We start from the raw sequence: 14,047 nt of genomic DNA, 5'->3' as shown, positions 1-14,047 counted from the left end.
TTGGTCTTACTGGGGTTTTCATGTTAAGCCTTGGGATCTATACTAGGTGCGCAATTTGGGATAGCTGTTTATTTGCATAAATATTCAGCTCTTTTAGTATAAAAAATTGGATAAAGCATCATGAATTTGCATGAGTATCAGGCAAAACAACTTTTTGCCGAATATGGTTTACCAGTTTCTCAGGGTTTCGCTTGCGATACACCTGAAGAAGCTGCAGCAGCTGCCGAAAAAATCGGCGGTGATATGTGGGTTGTTAAAACTCAGGTTCACGCAGGTGGCCGTGGTAAAGCTGGCGGTGTTAAGCTAGTTAAAACAATCGAAGAAGTAAAAGAATTCGCTGCTAACTGGTTAGGTAAAAACTTAGTTACTTACCAAACAGACGAAAATGGTCAGCCTGTTGCTAAAATTTTAGTAGAAAGCTGTACAGATATCGCTAACGAATTGTACTTAGGTGCAGTTGTTGACCGTGCTTCTCGCAAAGTTGTTTTCATGGCGTCTACTGAAGGCGGTGTTGAAATTGAAACGGTTGCTGAAGAAACTCCAGAACTTATCCACAAAGCAGAGATCGATCCATTAGTGGGTCCTCAAGCTTACCAAGCACGTGAGTTAGGTTTTAAACTGGGTCTTAACCCTACACAAATGAAGCAGTTCGTTAAGATCTTTATGGGTCTTGGCAACATGTTCAACGATTTTGATTTCGCACTTCTTGAAATCAACCCGCTAGTAATCACAGACGAAGGTAACCTTCACTGTCTTGACGGCAAAATCGGTATCGATGGTAATGCACTTTACCGTCAACCAAAAATCCGTGAAATGCATGATCCATCTCAAGAAGATGCTCGTGAAGCACACGCAGCAAGCTTCGAGCTTAACTACGTAGCACTAGATGGTAACGTAGGTTGTATGGTTAACGGTGCTGGCCTAGCGATGGGTACTATGGACATCGTAAACCTACACGGCGGCAAGCCAGCTAACTTCCTAGATGTTGGTGGCGGCGCAACTAAAGAGCGTGTTTCTGAAGCATTCAAAATCATCCTTTCTGACGATAACGTAAAAGCTGTTTTAGTTAACATCTTTGGTGGTATCGTACGTTGTGACATGATTGCTGAAGGTATCATTGGCGCAGTTAAAGAAGTAGGTGTAAACGTGCCTGTAGTTGTACGTTTAGAAGGTACTAACGCTGAACTAGGTCGTGACGTTCTTAAGAACTCAGGCCTTGATATCATCGCTGCTGAATCACTAACAGACGCTGCTGAGAAAGTTGTAGCTGCTGCGGAGGGCAAATAATGTCTGTATTAATCAATAAAGATACAAAAGTTATCTGTCAAGGTTTCACTGGTGGTCAAGGTACTTTCCACTCTGAGCAAGCGCTTGAGTACGGTACACAAATGGTTGGTGGTGTAAGCCCAGGTAAAGGCGGTCAAACGCACCTTGGTCTTCCAGTATTCAACACAGTACGCGATGCAGTTAAAGAAACAGGCGCAACAGCGTCAGTTATCTACGTACCAGCACCGTTCTGTAAAGATGCAATCTTAGAAGCTATCGATGCGGGCATCGAGCTAATTGTTTGTATCACTGAAGGTATCCCAACACTCGACATGGTTGACGTTAAAGTTAAGCTTGATAACTCGGGTGTTCGTATGATCGGTCCTAACTGTCCAGGTGTTATCACTCCGGGCGAGACTAAGATTGGTATCATGCCTGGTCACATCCACAAACCTGGTAAAGTAGGTATTGTTTCTCGCTCTGGTACTTTAACGTACGAAGCAGTTAAACAAACTACAGACGCTGGTTTTGGTCAGTCTACGTGTGTTGGTATTGGTGGCGACCCAATCCCAGGTACTAACTTTATCGACGTGCTAGAAATGTTCGAAAAAGATCCACAAACTGAAGCAATCGTGATGATTGGTGAAATCGGTGGTACTGCAGAAGAAGAAGCTGCAGAGTACATTAAAGCTAACGTAACTAAGCCTGTTGTTTCTTACATTGCGGGTGTAACTGCACCTGAAGGTAAGCGTATGGGTCACGCTGGCGCAATCATCGCAGGCGGTAAAGGTACTGCTGATGAAAAATTTACTGCACTTGAAGCTGCTGGCGTACAAACTGTACGTTCACTTGCTGATATTGGTAAAGCACTTAAAGAGAAAACAGGCTGGTAATCAGTTTGCTTAATCTTTAAAAAAGGCTCGCGAATGCGAGCCTTTTTGTTATTAGTTAAAAAATTAGTACGGGTAACTAATGTGTTGAAAAAATCGTACTGATAAATCTTGCCGTTCTTTATTTATTGCCAATTCTGAGCACATAGCGTGTATTGTTTTCTCTACTTGATTCATAAAGCGGCCATAGCCCATTTCATGTTTATATTTATGAGTGGCAACAATCACAAAATGTAGAGACTCAACTAACTTTTCAGCATTGAAAAAAATATGTATTTGTGTGGCTGTACCATTTACATCAAAACTTATTTTTTGTAATTCTGCATTCCCATCATTTTTATCTATTTGGCTATTACGCACTATTGGCCTTGCACCGTTGGCAACCATAGCACCGTGAGTTAAAGCGTATCGCTCACAGCAGTCTTTAAAAGATGTGGCAAAGTAATTGTAAAAATCAGTGTAGTTATTTTTATTTATTAAGCTTTGAAACTGTGTTTTAATGCCCCGAGAAACCGGTATAGAAAATGTTGCATAGGTCATTTCTGCATGCTCTGCGGGTATTTTACATTGGCGAGCTAAATAGCGAGGATACAGGCTTCTTAGCTTGTAGCCGTAACTTTGGTTGCAGCCTTTGTTCTTAGCAAATAAGTCATAGGTTAAATGTTGGTGATCGCGAAGTTTAAACTGAGGTTGTTCAATAAATAATTGGGATTGTAAATTATCTAACACTTTTTGCACTTTGCCGTGAAACTGTGCCGAGCTTGCACGTAAATCATCACCAGTAGCTAAAAATAACAAGCGAATTTCTTTACTTTTAAAAGTAGGGGTGTAGTGTAGTTTATGCGCTTCGTGGTAACGCGGGTTGTAAAAAAATAACATTTGCTTTGCTGTTTCTAATTGATACGACTCATCATGAAATCTCACAACGGGTAACTTGTCGTTAGCCAGTAAGTGTACATTATGCAGCTCGTATTCATCACAGCTTGCGAATAGCTGTTTAGCAATACGGTTATAGCAACTATCAATGTTTGTAAAGCTAGTATAAAAGTCATCAGAGGGGGTAATTTCAGCGAGTAAATAGTGATTAGCGCGCGCATTTGTTGGAATATAAACTCTGTGTTGTGTAGAACTGGCCATTTTAGAATCCTTTTATGGTGCTTAAGTTTAGGTACTATAAATGGCTTTCATGACTCAAATATTGCGCTAAAACAAATTTAAGTAATAAACTAATGCAGCATTGCCATAATAACTAGAATAAAGGCGCATCTAGTGCTGTATGTTAGTGTTTGTTTTTGTAATAATGCATTAGTTTTGTTATCACGAATATTCAGAGGATCGCACTCCTATGGCGGAAATTGAGAATCGCCCAAGTAACTTTATAAGAACTCGAATTGATGAAGATTTAGCAAGTGGCAAACATGCAACTACGCATACACGTTTTCCACCTGAACCAAATGGCTTTTTACATATTGGCCATGCAAAATCAATTTGTTTGAATTTTGGCATTGCAAAAGATTACGATGGTTTATGTAACCTACGCTTTGATGATACAAATCCAGAAAAAGAAGATATTAACTACGTTAATTCAATCAAAGAAGACGTACAGTGGTTAGGCTTTAATTGGAGTGGCGAGATAAAATACTCGTCAAACTATTTTGATACTCTATACGGCTATGCAGTTGAGCTTATTGAAAAAGGCTTAGCGTATGTGTGTTTTTTAACTGCCGATCAAGCACGTGAGTATCGCGGTACGTTGAAAGAGCCAGGAAAAAACAGCCCATACAGAGACACTTCAGTAGAAGAAAACCTGGCATTATTTGAAAAAATGCGTGCGGGTGAATTCAAAGAAGGCGAGTGTGTCCTGCGCGCTAAGATTGATATGGCAAGCTCATTTATGGTGCTTCGCGATCCAATTATTTATCGCGTTCGTTTTGCTCACCACCATCAAACAGGTGACAAGTGGTGCATATACCCAATGTATGACTTTACGCACTGTATTTCTGATGCACTTGAGGGCATAACCCATTCATTGTGTACGCTTGAGTTTCAAGATAACCGCCGTTTATACGATTGGGTACTTGATAACATTAGCCTTGAATGCCACCCACAACAAATTGAGTTTTCGCGCTTAAATCTTGAATACACAATTATGTCTAAGCGAAAGCTAAACGATTTAGTTGTGAATAACTATGTTGAAGGGTGGGATGACCCACGTATGCCAACGATTGCTGGTTTACGTCGTCGTGGTTATACACCGGCTTCTATTCGTGAGTTTTGTTTACGTATAGGTGTGACTAAGCAAGAAAACATGGTTGAAATGGGCATGCTTGAAGCATGTATCCGTGAAGACTTAAATGAAAATGCACCACGGGCAATGGCAGTACTCGATCCTGTTAAAGTGGTAATAGAAAACTTTGATGCAGATAAAGTAGAAACATTGTCGGTAGCTAACCACCCGAATAAAGAAGAAATGGGGCGTCGTGAAGTACCGTTTACTCGTGAGCTTTACATCGAGCGTGAAGATTTCCGCGAAGAAGCGAATAATAAATTTAAACGCTTAGTACTCGATAAAGAAGTACGCTTACGTGGTGCTTATGTAATTAAAGCTCAGCGTGTAGAAAAAGACGAAAGTGGTGAAATCACCACTATTTACTGTACTTACGACAGCGAAACTTTAGGTAAAAACCCAAGTGATGGCCGTAAAGTAAAAGGGGTTATTCATTGGGTTTCAGCGCCTGAATCGGTTAATGCAGAAGTTAGATTGTATGACCGTTTATTTAATGTGCCAAACCCAGCTGCGGCTGAAGAGTTCGAATCAACATTAAACCCTGATTCGTTAGTTGTACTTGAAAATGCAAAACTAGAAGCGTCGCTTTCTAAAGCCGAACCAGCACAAGGTTTTCAGTTTGAGCGTACCGGCTATTTCTCACGTGATACTAAGTCAGAACATTTAGTATTCAACCAAACGGTTGGCCTTAGAGATTCTTGGGCTAAAATCGAGAAGCAGTAACGCTTTAAAATACCAATTTGCATAATATATCATTATTGCAAATTGGTATTTAACATAGTGTAAGTGCATAATTTAGAACATAAAAAAACCTGCAGTTGCAGGTTTTTTTATAATTCATTAAGCGTTGTTGTTAGCTATTTGAATCGCTAAATGCTTTGCACGCTACTTTATCTTGACACTCACCGTATAGGTATAAAGAGTGGTTCGTCAACGTGATGCCGTTTTCTTCGGCTATTTCTAACTGGCGACGCTCAATTAGGTCATCTTCAAATTCAACAACCTTCCCACACTTCAAACACACAAGGTGGTCGTGGTGAGTGCTGCCAGAAAGTTCGAATACTGATTTTCCGCCTTCAAAATGGTGACGGCTTACAATACCTGCGTCGTCAAATTGGTTTAGTACGCGGTAAACAGTCGCAAGACCAATTTCTTCACCTAAATCTAATAGAATTTTGTATACATCTTCAGCGCTGATGTGTTGGTTATCTGGAGATTGTAAAATTTCTAAGATTTTAATACGCGGTAAAGTTACTTTTAGACCGGCTTTTTTAAGTTCCAAGTTATGATCAGTCATTAAATCTGTCTCAAATTTGTTTGGTTATACTAGACATCTCTTACAGATGCACACGACACATTAGCAATAACAAGGATAACGCGCCTAAGCACTGAGTGCAAAGAACAATTGATCAATTTTGCTATTAAATCTAAAGTCGCTAACTGTTTGATAAATATTTAAACAGTTAGCGATAAAAAGGGGGGGAGGTTAGTCTGCTAGTTCGCTTAAGCACATTTCGTCATACACTTGCGCGCACCATGCTTTAACACGTTGCTCTGTCAGTTCTGGTTGGCGGTCTTCATCAATGCCTAAACCTACAAAATGGGTGTCATCGGCCATGCCTTTAGATGCTTCGAAATCGTATCCTTCAGTTGACCAATGTCCAACAACAATAGCGCCACGCTCGGTAACGATATCGTTAATCATTCCCATAGCATCTAAGAAGTATTCAGCGTAGTCTTCTTGGTCGCCACAGCCAAAAATAGCCACTAGCTTACCTTCAAAGTCTACCTCTTCAAGTTCAGGGAAAAAATCATCCCAATCACATTGTGCTTCACCGTAGTACCAAGTAGGAATACCGAATAAGATTAAATCGAACTCTGCAATCTCTTCTTTAGAGCTTTTTGCAATGTCGTGAACAGCCACTAGCTTTTTACCCAATTCTTTTTGGATCATTTTTGCTACGTGCTCTGTATTACCTGTGTCACTTCCGAAAAAAATGCCTACACTTGCCATGGACTTCAAACCTTTTATCTATCAATAGCCAATCTTTCTTGTAAAATTGTTTCAATCAGCGCACTACGGCTAATATTTTGTGCATCCGCCATATCACTCAGTGCCTGATATAACTGTGATGAAACTTTAAATTCTACACGCTTTAAACCACGTGCTTTATCTCGTTTTATTTGATTACGTTTATTAACCTTTAACTGCATATCCCTTGGTAAAGGGTTTGTTTTCGGCCTACCAGGGCGCTTTTCGTATTCAAATAAATCGGGAGTTGTTCTATCTGTTTCTGACTTCGCCATGCCTAACCTACACCTGCACCTTGCCAAAAAACTTGTATAAGCCCTTTCGCAATAAAGCCAGAACAACCTAAAAAGAGGACGCCCCACACAATGTAGCGACCAAACTTAGGTACATTACCACTATTAAGTACGTCTTTAATTGCCAAGCCGATGAATACAAAAATACCGGCTAAGCCAAAGTACAACCCTAGGGTATCAAATTCGTTAATAAACTGACTGACCATCAACGTATAACCTTTAAATTAAACGGCGCGTACTATAGCATATAAATATGCATTAATTTAGTACGGATAACCAAAAACACATGATTAAAATTGCATTAAAGCCCTGTTAAAAAGTCATTTATTGCTTTATTAACCGCAACAGGTTTTTGTGCATGAAGCCAATGTCCTGCACCGTGTATAATTTTTGCTCGAGTATTTTTAAAGCGCTTTGTTATTTCATCGCGGTATTCTGGCAGTATATAATCAGAGTCATTCCCTTTGATAAATAAAGTATCGCACAAACAAGAATTGTTTTCATTAACATTGGCTGTGATCGTCGAATATTTTTTATCAAGTACATCTAAATTAAAACGCCAGTGGTACTCACCATCTTCGTTTTTAACCAAGCTTTTTAACAAAAACTGCCTAACACCTAGCTCATTAATGTACTCGCTCATAATTACATCGGCTTGTTTTCTATCAGTAATATGATTGGTTGCTACGTCCTTAAGTGCGCTAATAATTTGTGTGTGGCGGGCAGGGTAACTCACAGGGGCTATATCAAGTACCACCAGTTTATTTACTTTTTGGCTATGCATTAGCGCCACTTCCATCGCCACTTTACCGCCCATTGAGTGGCCAATCAGGTGCGCATTATTAATATTTAATGCGTTCAACAGCTCAACAATATCCGCCGCCATTGCAGGGTAGTTCATTTCTTCGCTATGCGGTGACGCGCCATGGTTACGTAAGTCCACATTAGTTACCCTAAAGTGCTCGCTTAATGGTTTTGCAATCACATTTAGGTTTTCTAAAGAGCCAAATAAACCATGAATAATCACTACATCAGGGCCTTCACCATATTGTTTATAGTTTAAAAGCATGACCGTCTCCTCAAATTTTGGCTTAGTTTGCCGAGCATTGCTTTAAAAAGCAAAAAATATAGCGGCTAACTTTGTTGTACGCGTTTTTAAACGACAGAAAGTTTATTTTTACGCCACTTTTGCTATTTAGAGATATCAGTCCAAAGCGGTTTATAAATAAACAAAGTAAACACTTTAAATTTTTAGTGACTGATATTTACTACATTGGGTTTATGAAAAAATAAACAACACACTTTAATTCACGTGCTTAACGGATATATTTATGCGAGTGCTTGTTGTAACTCGCATTTATATTTGGTTTGGGTATAATCACGGGGAAAGAAAAATGTGGCCCGTAATGACAGGAACAACATGAAACAAATCGACATAGACGACGAGTTATATCAGTATATTGCTAGCAATACACAAAGTATTGGCGAAAGCGCATCCACTATTTTACGTCGTTTATTAAATCTAAACGGCACTGACAACACGCCCGTTGCTAACAACAATCAAAACAACCAAACAACGACTCAAGCCCCACTTGATGACACGCCAGCTAACGACGACAGCCAAGAGCAAGAGGTTGTCACACCCGTGAAGCAAACAAACGCTAATGTATTTAATATCTTAAATAAAGAAGAACTAGCAATGCAAAAAGGGGTTGTCGGTAGGTTTTTATTTATTTTAAGTGCTTTTTATAGAACACATAAAAAAGAATTTAGTGCTGTGCTTGATATAAAAGGGCGTGACCGCGTTTACTTTGCCACCAGCAAAGAAGACTTAATTAATAGCGGCAGTAGTATGAATCCTAAAAATATTACTGACAGTGAGTACTGGGTTATGACGAATTCAAACACAACACGTAAAAAAATGATGCTACACGAGGTTGCACTGTGCTTAGGTTATTCAGCAGAGCAAGCAGAAGAAATTCGCGATTACTTGTAAGGAAATAAACATGGCTATTCATTCAGGTGCTGGGAAATCTGCGCCACAATCATCTTTAGTTAACGTACCAAAATTGGTATCGGCTTATTACTTAAATGAGCCAGATTTAGAACAAAACCCAGAGCATTGTGTTGCTTTTGGTACGTCGGGTCACCGTGGTTGCTCTTACGATGTTAAGTTTAACGAATCTCATATTTTAGCCATTACACAAGCTATTTGTGACTACAGAAAGCAAAACGATATTTTTGGTCCGCTTTTCTTAGGTAAAGATACACATGCGTTAAGTGAAGCTGCTTTTAACTCTGCCATAGAAGTATTAGTCGCTAATGAGGTGCAAGTAATCACCCAGCAAAATCACGATTACACTCCGACCCCTGTTATTAGCCATGCGATTGTTTGCCATAACAAATTAAACCCTAACGAATTAGCCGATGGTATTGTGGTAACACCTTCACATAACCCGCCAGAAGACGGTGGCTTTAAATACAATCCACCAAACGGCGGCCCAGCAGATACCGATGTAACTAAATGGATTGAAGATAGAGCAAATCAATTGCTATTAGAAGATTTAGTCGAAGTTGAGCTATTTCCATTTGCTAAAGCATCTCGCTCTGGTTTTATTAAATACGAAGATTTAATGACGCCATACATTAATGACTTAGAAAATATTGTTAATTTAAAAGCTGTTAGCGATGCGGGTATTAAAGTGGGTATTGACCCGCTTGGTGGCTCTGGTATTAACTTTTGGCCGGTAATAGCGCAAAAATATAATTTAGATTTAACCGTAGTAAACGACAGTGTTGATCCGCGTTTTGCATTTATGCCCCTTGATAAAGACGGCAAAATCCGTATGGATTGTTCATCACCGTATTCAATGGCAAATTTAATTAAGTTAAAAGACGACTTTGATATTGCCATAGGCAATGACCCAGATTACGACCGCCACGGTATTGTTACGCCAGATGGGTTAATGAACCCTAATCATTTTTTAGCTGTAGCGATTGATTATTTATTAAAGCACCGCGACTGGGACAGCAGTGTAGAAATTGGTAAAACGCTGGTTTCTAGCTCTATGATTGACCGTGTTGTTGCTCGCAACGAGCGCAAAGTTAAAGAAGTACCGGTTGGCTTTAAGTGGTTTGTAGATGGCTTGAATAAAGGCAAACTTGCTTTTGGTGGAGAAGAAAGTGCTGGCGCTGCATTTTTGCGTTTCGATGGTAGCGTGTGGTGTACCGACAAAGACGGCTTTATTATGGGTTTACTTGCAGCTGAAATACTAGCTGTGACGGGTAAAACACCATCAGCGCTTTATAAAGAGTTAGAGCAAGAATTTGGCTCTCCGCTATACAAGCGTTTAGATGCCCCTGCTAGCAGTGAACAAAAGTCACGCTTAAAAGCGCTTAGTGCAAGTGATGTAAAAGCGGATACGCTGGCTGGCGAACCTATTTTACAAAAACTGACGCATGCTCCAGGTAATGATGCAGCGATCGGCGGCTTAAAAGTAGTGACTGAAAATGGCTGGTTTGCAGCTCGCCCTTCAGGAACCGAAGATATTTATAAAATATACCTTGAGTCGTTCAAAGGTGAAGAACACTTGGCGCTACTGGAAAAAGAAGCTAAACAATTAGTTGATTCTGTGATCAGCTAAAACAAGTAAAACTAGTTTAAAACGGCTGATTTATTCAGCCGTTTTTGTTTGTATCTCTCACATTAGAAAAGGGCTTATCATGTTAGCCAAACCAAATTATTTAAATGATTTAAAAAATACCGGTGATTTTTTAACGCTTAGTCGTAATAATGAATGGCATTTAGAGGCAAGTGAATTTACGTTAGAGAATGGCACAGGCGTTACTGTTCACGATACAGGTGTTATTGAGTTTCAACCACAGGTTACAACGTCAAAAGATATAGTACTGTCAAGTGCGGTACATGGTAACGAAACCGCACCCATAGAAATATGTGACGATTTAATAAAAACAATAATAAAAGGTGAGCTTGAATTAAATCAGCGTGTGCTCTTTATTTTTGGTAACCCAAAATCAATAAATATTGGCCTGCGTTTTGTAGAAGAAAACTTAAATCGTTTGTTTAACGGGCACCACACTGTTGAAGGTGTGCCAATGAATGACGAGCGCAAACGTGCGGCAAAACTAGAGCAATATGTAACTGACTTCTTTGCTCGTGGTCAGCATGGCAGTGCTCGATACCATTATGATTTGCATACTGCTATTCGTGGCTCAAAAAATGAAAAATTTGCTGTGTATCCTTATCTTCATGGTAAACCATGGAAAAAATCGCAGTTACAATTTTTACTTAGCTGCGGTGTAAATACCGTATTGATGATGAAATCACCAGCAACCACATTTAGTTATTATTCTTCGTATGTGCACGGCGCAGATTCATTTACGGTTGAATTAGGTCAAGTTAAACCGTTTGGTGAAAACGACATGGCACGCTTTGCAAAAACTAAGCAAACGCTAACTGCATTAATTAGCCAAAAAGAAGTGCAATACCCACATTTTAATGCAAGTGACTTTGAGCTGTTTGCCGTGCATCGCACAATTAATAGAACGCAGCAGGACTTTAGCTTTCCGTTTTCTGATGATGCAGAAAATTTCACAGGGTTTGCTAAAGGTGAGTTGCTAGCAACAGACGGCGATACCCCTTATTATGCCGATGTGGAAGGGGAAGCGATTATTTTTCCAAATGCGCACGTTGCGCTTGGGCAAAGGGCATTGCTTACCGTTACTCCTATGCAAGTAGATAGTAATTTCGTCTAATAAAGCTCATCAGACCACTCGCCTCAAATGTTTAACTGTATGTTTTTATTGGTTTAATAAATGCGTACAGTTAACTTTCCATATTTTTAATCGTATTTTACTTTTGTTTCGTCTTACACGTGTTGAATAACAGCTTACGTTAACGTAAGGTGGTGGCAGCTTTAATTAAATACAGCGCAGATGCTGCAAAGTTTATTCGCAAGCCTCACCCATAACAAAAACTTAAAAGGGGTGCTGTATCACAGACAACAAGAGAAGGTAGGTTATGAGTAATCCAAATAACGTATCGCTGAATATTAACCACGACCTCGAGTTTATAGACGGTCATGCGCTAACTATTCCAACCCTTAGTATTTTAACTGAGGACGGCGACATTCATCCTAGTGCTACCGCACCGACTATTTCTAAACACACAGCACTTAAACTCTATGAAACAATGCGTTTTATTCGCTTACTTGATGAGCGTATGCAAGGCGCGCAGCGCCAAGGCCGCGTAAGCTTTTATATGCAGTGTTTAGGCGAAGAGGCTGCTGTTACAGCGTCTGCTGCTGCACTTGACCAAAACGATATGATTATGGCGCAATACCGCGAACAAGCCGCTTTGCATTACCGCGGGTTTACGCTTGATCAATTTATGAATCAGATGTTTTCTAATGAATTAGATTTAGGAAAAGGGCGCCAAATGCCGATTCATTATGGTTCAAAAGAATTAAATTATATGACCATATCATCGCCTCTCGGTACGCAAATCCCTCAAGCGACAGGGTATGCCTATGGCCAAAAAGTAAAACACATTGACGCAAAAACCGGCGAGCTTGCAAGCACCATAGATAATGTAACGATATGTTACTTTGGTGAAGGCGCGGCATCTGAAGGAGACTTTCATGCGGGGTTAAATATGGCTGCGGTGCACAAAGCCCCTGTGATATTTTTTGCACGAAATAATGGTTATGCTATTTCAACGCCTGCTGATGAGCAATTTAAAGGTGATGGCATTGCTTCTCGCGGTGTGGGCTATGGTATTAAAACCATACGTGTTGATGGTTCAGACGCATTAGCTGTGTTTGCAGCAACACAAAAGGCTCGCGACATTGCAGCAACGCAAGGTGAGCCGGTATTAATTGAGTCAATAGCCTACAGATTAGGCGCTCACTCAACCTCAGATGATCCAAGTGGCTATCGCTCAAAAGATGAAGAAGCTACACATAAAGTTTGCCCAATTGATAAATTTAAAAAATGGTTGATCAAACAAGAGTGGTTAAACGAAGAGGACGATGCTAAAGCGAAAGAGGTTATTCGAGAAGATATTTTAGCCGCCCTTAAACGTGCTGAAAAAGTGCAAAAGCCAGCGCTTGAAGAGCTAATATCAGATGTTTACGATACGCCAATTCCTTCACTTGAGCGCCAATATAACGATTTAAAAGCACATATAAAGCAGCACCCAGATGCGTACCCAATCACAGCAGGGAGAATTAAGTAATGGCTAAAATGAACATGCTACACGCAATTAATTCTGCACTCGATATCACCATGAATGAGCACCCTCAGGCGTGTATTTTTGGTGAAGATGTTGGCTATTTTGGGGGGGTTTTTAGAGCGACCTCAGGTTTGCAAGAAAAGTACGGTAAACACCGCGTATTTAACACCCCGCTTACAGAGCAAGGTATTTTAGGTTTTGCCAATGGCTTAGCTGCGTTTGGCGCACCTGCACTTGCCGAAATACAGTTTGCTGATTATATTTTTCCGGCATTTGACCAAATAGTGAATGAGTCTGCCAAATTTAGATACCGTAGTGGTAATGAATTTAATGTGGGCAATTTAACGATTCGCACACCGTATGGTGGCGGTATTGCGGGGGGCTTATATCACTCACAATCACCAGAGGCCTATTTTGCCCATACGCCAGGGCTAAAAATAGTGGTGCCGCGTAACCCTTACCAAGCAAAAGGGTTACTACGCGCTTGCATTAAAGACGATAACCCCGTCATTTTCTTTGAGCCTAAACGCTTATACCGCGCTTCTACCGGCGAAGTACCAGAGGGTGATTACAGCATTGAGCTTGGTAAAGCCGAAGTCGTACAAGAAGGCACAGATATCACCGTGCTTGCTTGGGGTGCGCAAATGGAAATTGTTGAAAGCGCTGCAGAACAAGCCAATGAACAAGGCATTAGTTGTGAGGTGATTGACCTTAGAAGCATATTACCGTGGGATGTTGAGACAATTGCTAAGTCTGTCACTAAAACAGGACGTTTAGTGATAAGCCACGAAGCGCCTATTACCAATGGTTTTGGCGCCGAAATTGCGGCGACTATTCAGCAAGAATGCTTTTTACACCTAGAGTCACCCATTATGCGGGTTTGTGGTTTAGATACACCTTATCCACTTGCGCTTGAAAAAGAATATGTACCTGATGCGCTAAAAGTAATGGCCGCAATTAAACAATCAATGGATTTTTAGGGGATACCATGGCTAAAGATTTTATATTACCCGATATTGGTGAAGG

Annotated in this window: 14 protein-coding genes; 8 read left to right on the top strand and 6 right to left on the bottom strand. The window is 40.3% G+C overall.

Going from position 1 to position 14,047, the window contains the following annotated elements; translation table 11 throughout:
• Positions 1-120 precede the first annotated feature (120 nt).
• Positions 121-1,287: an ADP-forming succinate--CoA ligase subunit beta gene (gene sucC / locus CWC17_RS00070; protein WP_004586679.1), complete on the top strand. Its 1,167-nt coding sequence runs from the start codon at positions 121-123 to the stop codon at positions 1,285-1,287.
• Positions 1,287-2,159: a succinate--CoA ligase subunit alpha gene (sucD, locus tag CWC17_RS00065; RefSeq protein ID WP_138611761.1), complete on the top strand. Its 873-nt coding sequence runs from the start codon at positions 1,287-1,289 to the stop codon at positions 2,157-2,159. The genes sucC and sucD overlap by 1 nt, the downstream gene beginning before the upstream one ends.
• A 63-nt stretch (positions 2,160-2,222) precedes the next feature.
• Here sucD and CWC17_RS00060 read toward each other — a convergent pair whose 3' ends face one another.
• A complete protein-coding gene (locus CWC17_RS00060; protein ID WP_138611760.1) occupies positions 2,223-3,293 on the bottom strand; it encodes a DUF3083 family protein in 1,071 nt (356 codons plus the stop codon).
• A 208-nt stretch (positions 3,294-3,501) separates the two neighbouring features.
• On the opposite strand from CWC17_RS00060, the gene glnS reads away from it, so the two are divergent.
• Positions 3,502-5,166 carry a glutamine--tRNA ligase gene (gene glnS / locus CWC17_RS00055; protein ID WP_138611759.1) on the top strand — a complete coding sequence of 555 codons (1,665 nt, stop codon included), beginning with the start codon at positions 3,502-3,504 and terminating at the stop codon, positions 5,164-5,166.
• A 130-nt stretch (positions 5,167-5,296) separates the two neighbouring features.
• Here the strand turns inward: glnS and fur are convergent, their stop codons facing one another.
• From fur to CWC17_RS00030, 5 genes are all read right to left on the bottom strand, one after another.
• Positions 5,297-5,740, bottom strand: a complete 444-nt coding sequence (fur, locus tag CWC17_RS00050) for a ferric iron uptake transcriptional regulator (protein ID WP_055015979.1) — start codon at positions 5,738-5,740, stop codon at positions 5,297-5,299.
• Between the two features lie 189 nt (positions 5,741-5,929).
• The gene (gene fldA / locus CWC17_RS00045; protein WP_138541142.1) at positions 5,930-6,457 is read right to left on the bottom strand and encodes a flavodoxin FldA; all 528 of its coding nucleotides are present in this window, start codon (positions 6,455-6,457) and stop codon (positions 5,930-5,932) included.
• Between the two features lie 14 nt (positions 6,458-6,471).
• The gene (gene ybfE, locus CWC17_RS00040) at positions 6,472-6,750 is read right to left on the bottom strand and encodes a LexA regulated protein (RefSeq protein ID WP_004586673.1); all 279 of its coding nucleotides are present in this window, start codon (positions 6,748-6,750) and stop codon (positions 6,472-6,474) included.
• A 2-nt stretch (positions 6,751-6,752) separates the two neighbouring features.
• Positions 6,753-6,974: a DUF2788 domain-containing protein gene (locus CWC17_RS00035; RefSeq protein WP_004586672.1), complete on the bottom strand. Its 222-nt coding sequence runs from the start codon at positions 6,972-6,974 to the stop codon at positions 6,753-6,755.
• Between the two features lie 95 nt (positions 6,975-7,069).
• A complete protein-coding gene (locus CWC17_RS00030; protein ID WP_138611758.1) occupies positions 7,070-7,837 on the bottom strand; it encodes an alpha/beta fold hydrolase in 768 nt (255 codons plus the stop codon).
• A 351-nt stretch (positions 7,838-8,188) separates the two neighbouring features.
• Between CWC17_RS00030 and seqA the strand changes: the two genes are divergently transcribed.
• From seqA to CWC17_RS00005, 5 genes are all read left to right on the top strand, one after another.
• Positions 8,189-8,764, top strand: coding sequence for a replication initiation negative regulator SeqA (gene seqA / locus CWC17_RS00025; protein ID WP_138541140.1), 576 nt, complete (start codon positions 8,189-8,191; stop codon positions 8,762-8,764).
• A 10-nt stretch (positions 8,765-8,774) separates the two neighbouring features.
• Positions 8,775-10,412, top strand: a complete 1,638-nt coding sequence (gene pgm, locus CWC17_RS00020; protein WP_138541139.1) for a phosphoglucomutase (alpha-D-glucose-1,6-bisphosphate-dependent) — start codon at positions 8,775-8,777, stop codon at positions 10,410-10,412.
• 79 nt (positions 10,413-10,491) lie between these two features.
• Positions 10,492-11,544 carry a succinylglutamate desuccinylase gene (astE, locus tag CWC17_RS00015; protein ID WP_138611757.1) on the top strand — a complete coding sequence of 351 codons (1,053 nt, stop codon included), beginning with the start codon at positions 10,492-10,494 and terminating at the stop codon, positions 11,542-11,544.
• Between the two features lie 265 nt (positions 11,545-11,809).
• Positions 11,810-13,024 (top strand): thiamine pyrophosphate-dependent dehydrogenase E1 component subunit alpha, encoded by a 1,215-nt coding sequence (locus CWC17_RS00010; RefSeq protein WP_138541137.1) that lies wholly within the window; start codon positions 11,810-11,812, stop codon positions 13,022-13,024.
• Complete coding sequence (locus CWC17_RS00005) at positions 13,024-14,001, top strand: alpha-ketoacid dehydrogenase subunit beta (RefSeq protein WP_138541136.1); 978 nt, start codon at positions 13,024-13,026, stop codon at positions 13,999-14,001. The genes CWC17_RS00010 and CWC17_RS00005 overlap by 1 nt, the downstream gene beginning before the upstream one ends.
• Positions 14,002-14,047: the final 46 nt, after the last annotated feature.

Source organism: Pseudoalteromonas sp. S3785 (assembly GCF_005887365.1).
GTDB lineage: Bacteria > Pseudomonadota > Gammaproteobacteria > Enterobacterales > Alteromonadaceae > Pseudoalteromonas.
Note: the sequence above shows the minus strand (reverse complement) of the source record. Positions and strands in the feature narration are given on the sequence as shown.

What these genes read in the sequence shown, in the direction of transcription:
- sucC (WP_004586679.1), top strand. Translation starts at nt 121, where the DNA reads ATGAATTTGCATGAGTATCAGGCAAAACAACTTTTTGCCGAATATGGT.
- sucD (WP_138611761.1), top strand. Translation starts at nt 1,287, where the DNA reads ATGTCTGTATTAATCAATAAAGATACAAAAGTTATCTGTCAAGGTTTC.
- CWC17_RS00060 (WP_138611760.1), bottom strand. Translation starts at nt 3,293, where the DNA reads ATGGCCAGTTCTACACAACACAGAGTTTATATTCCAACAAATGCGCGC.
- glnS (WP_138611759.1), top strand. Translation starts at nt 3,502, where the DNA reads ATGGCGGAAATTGAGAATCGCCCAAGTAACTTTATAAGAACTCGAATT.
- fur (WP_055015979.1), bottom strand. Translation starts at nt 5,740, where the DNA reads ATGACTGATCATAACTTGGAACTTAAAAAAGCCGGTCTAAAAGTAACT.
- fldA (WP_138541142.1), bottom strand. Translation starts at nt 6,457, where the DNA reads ATGGCAAGTGTAGGCATTTTTTTCGGAAGTGACACAGGTAATACAGAG.
- ybfE (WP_004586673.1), bottom strand. Translation starts at nt 6,750, where the DNA reads ATGGCGAAGTCAGAAACAGATAGAACAACTCCCGATTTATTTGAATAC.
- CWC17_RS00035 (WP_004586672.1), bottom strand. Translation starts at nt 6,974, where the DNA reads ATGGTCAGTCAGTTTATTAACGAATTTGATACCCTAGGGTTGTACTTT.
- CWC17_RS00030 (WP_138611758.1), bottom strand. Translation starts at nt 7,837, where the DNA reads ATGCTTTTAAACTATAAACAATATGGTGAAGGCCCTGATGTAGTGATT.
- seqA (WP_138541140.1), top strand. Translation starts at nt 8,189, where the DNA reads ATGAAACAAATCGACATAGACGACGAGTTATATCAGTATATTGCTAGC.
- pgm (WP_138541139.1), top strand. Translation starts at nt 8,775, where the DNA reads ATGGCTATTCATTCAGGTGCTGGGAAATCTGCGCCACAATCATCTTTA.
- astE (WP_138611757.1), top strand. Translation starts at nt 10,492, where the DNA reads ATGTTAGCCAAACCAAATTATTTAAATGATTTAAAAAATACCGGTGAT.
- CWC17_RS00010 (WP_138541137.1), top strand. Translation starts at nt 11,810, where the DNA reads ATGAGTAATCCAAATAACGTATCGCTGAATATTAACCACGACCTCGAG.
- CWC17_RS00005 (WP_138541136.1), top strand. Translation starts at nt 13,024, where the DNA reads ATGGCTAAAATGAACATGCTACACGCAATTAATTCTGCACTCGATATC.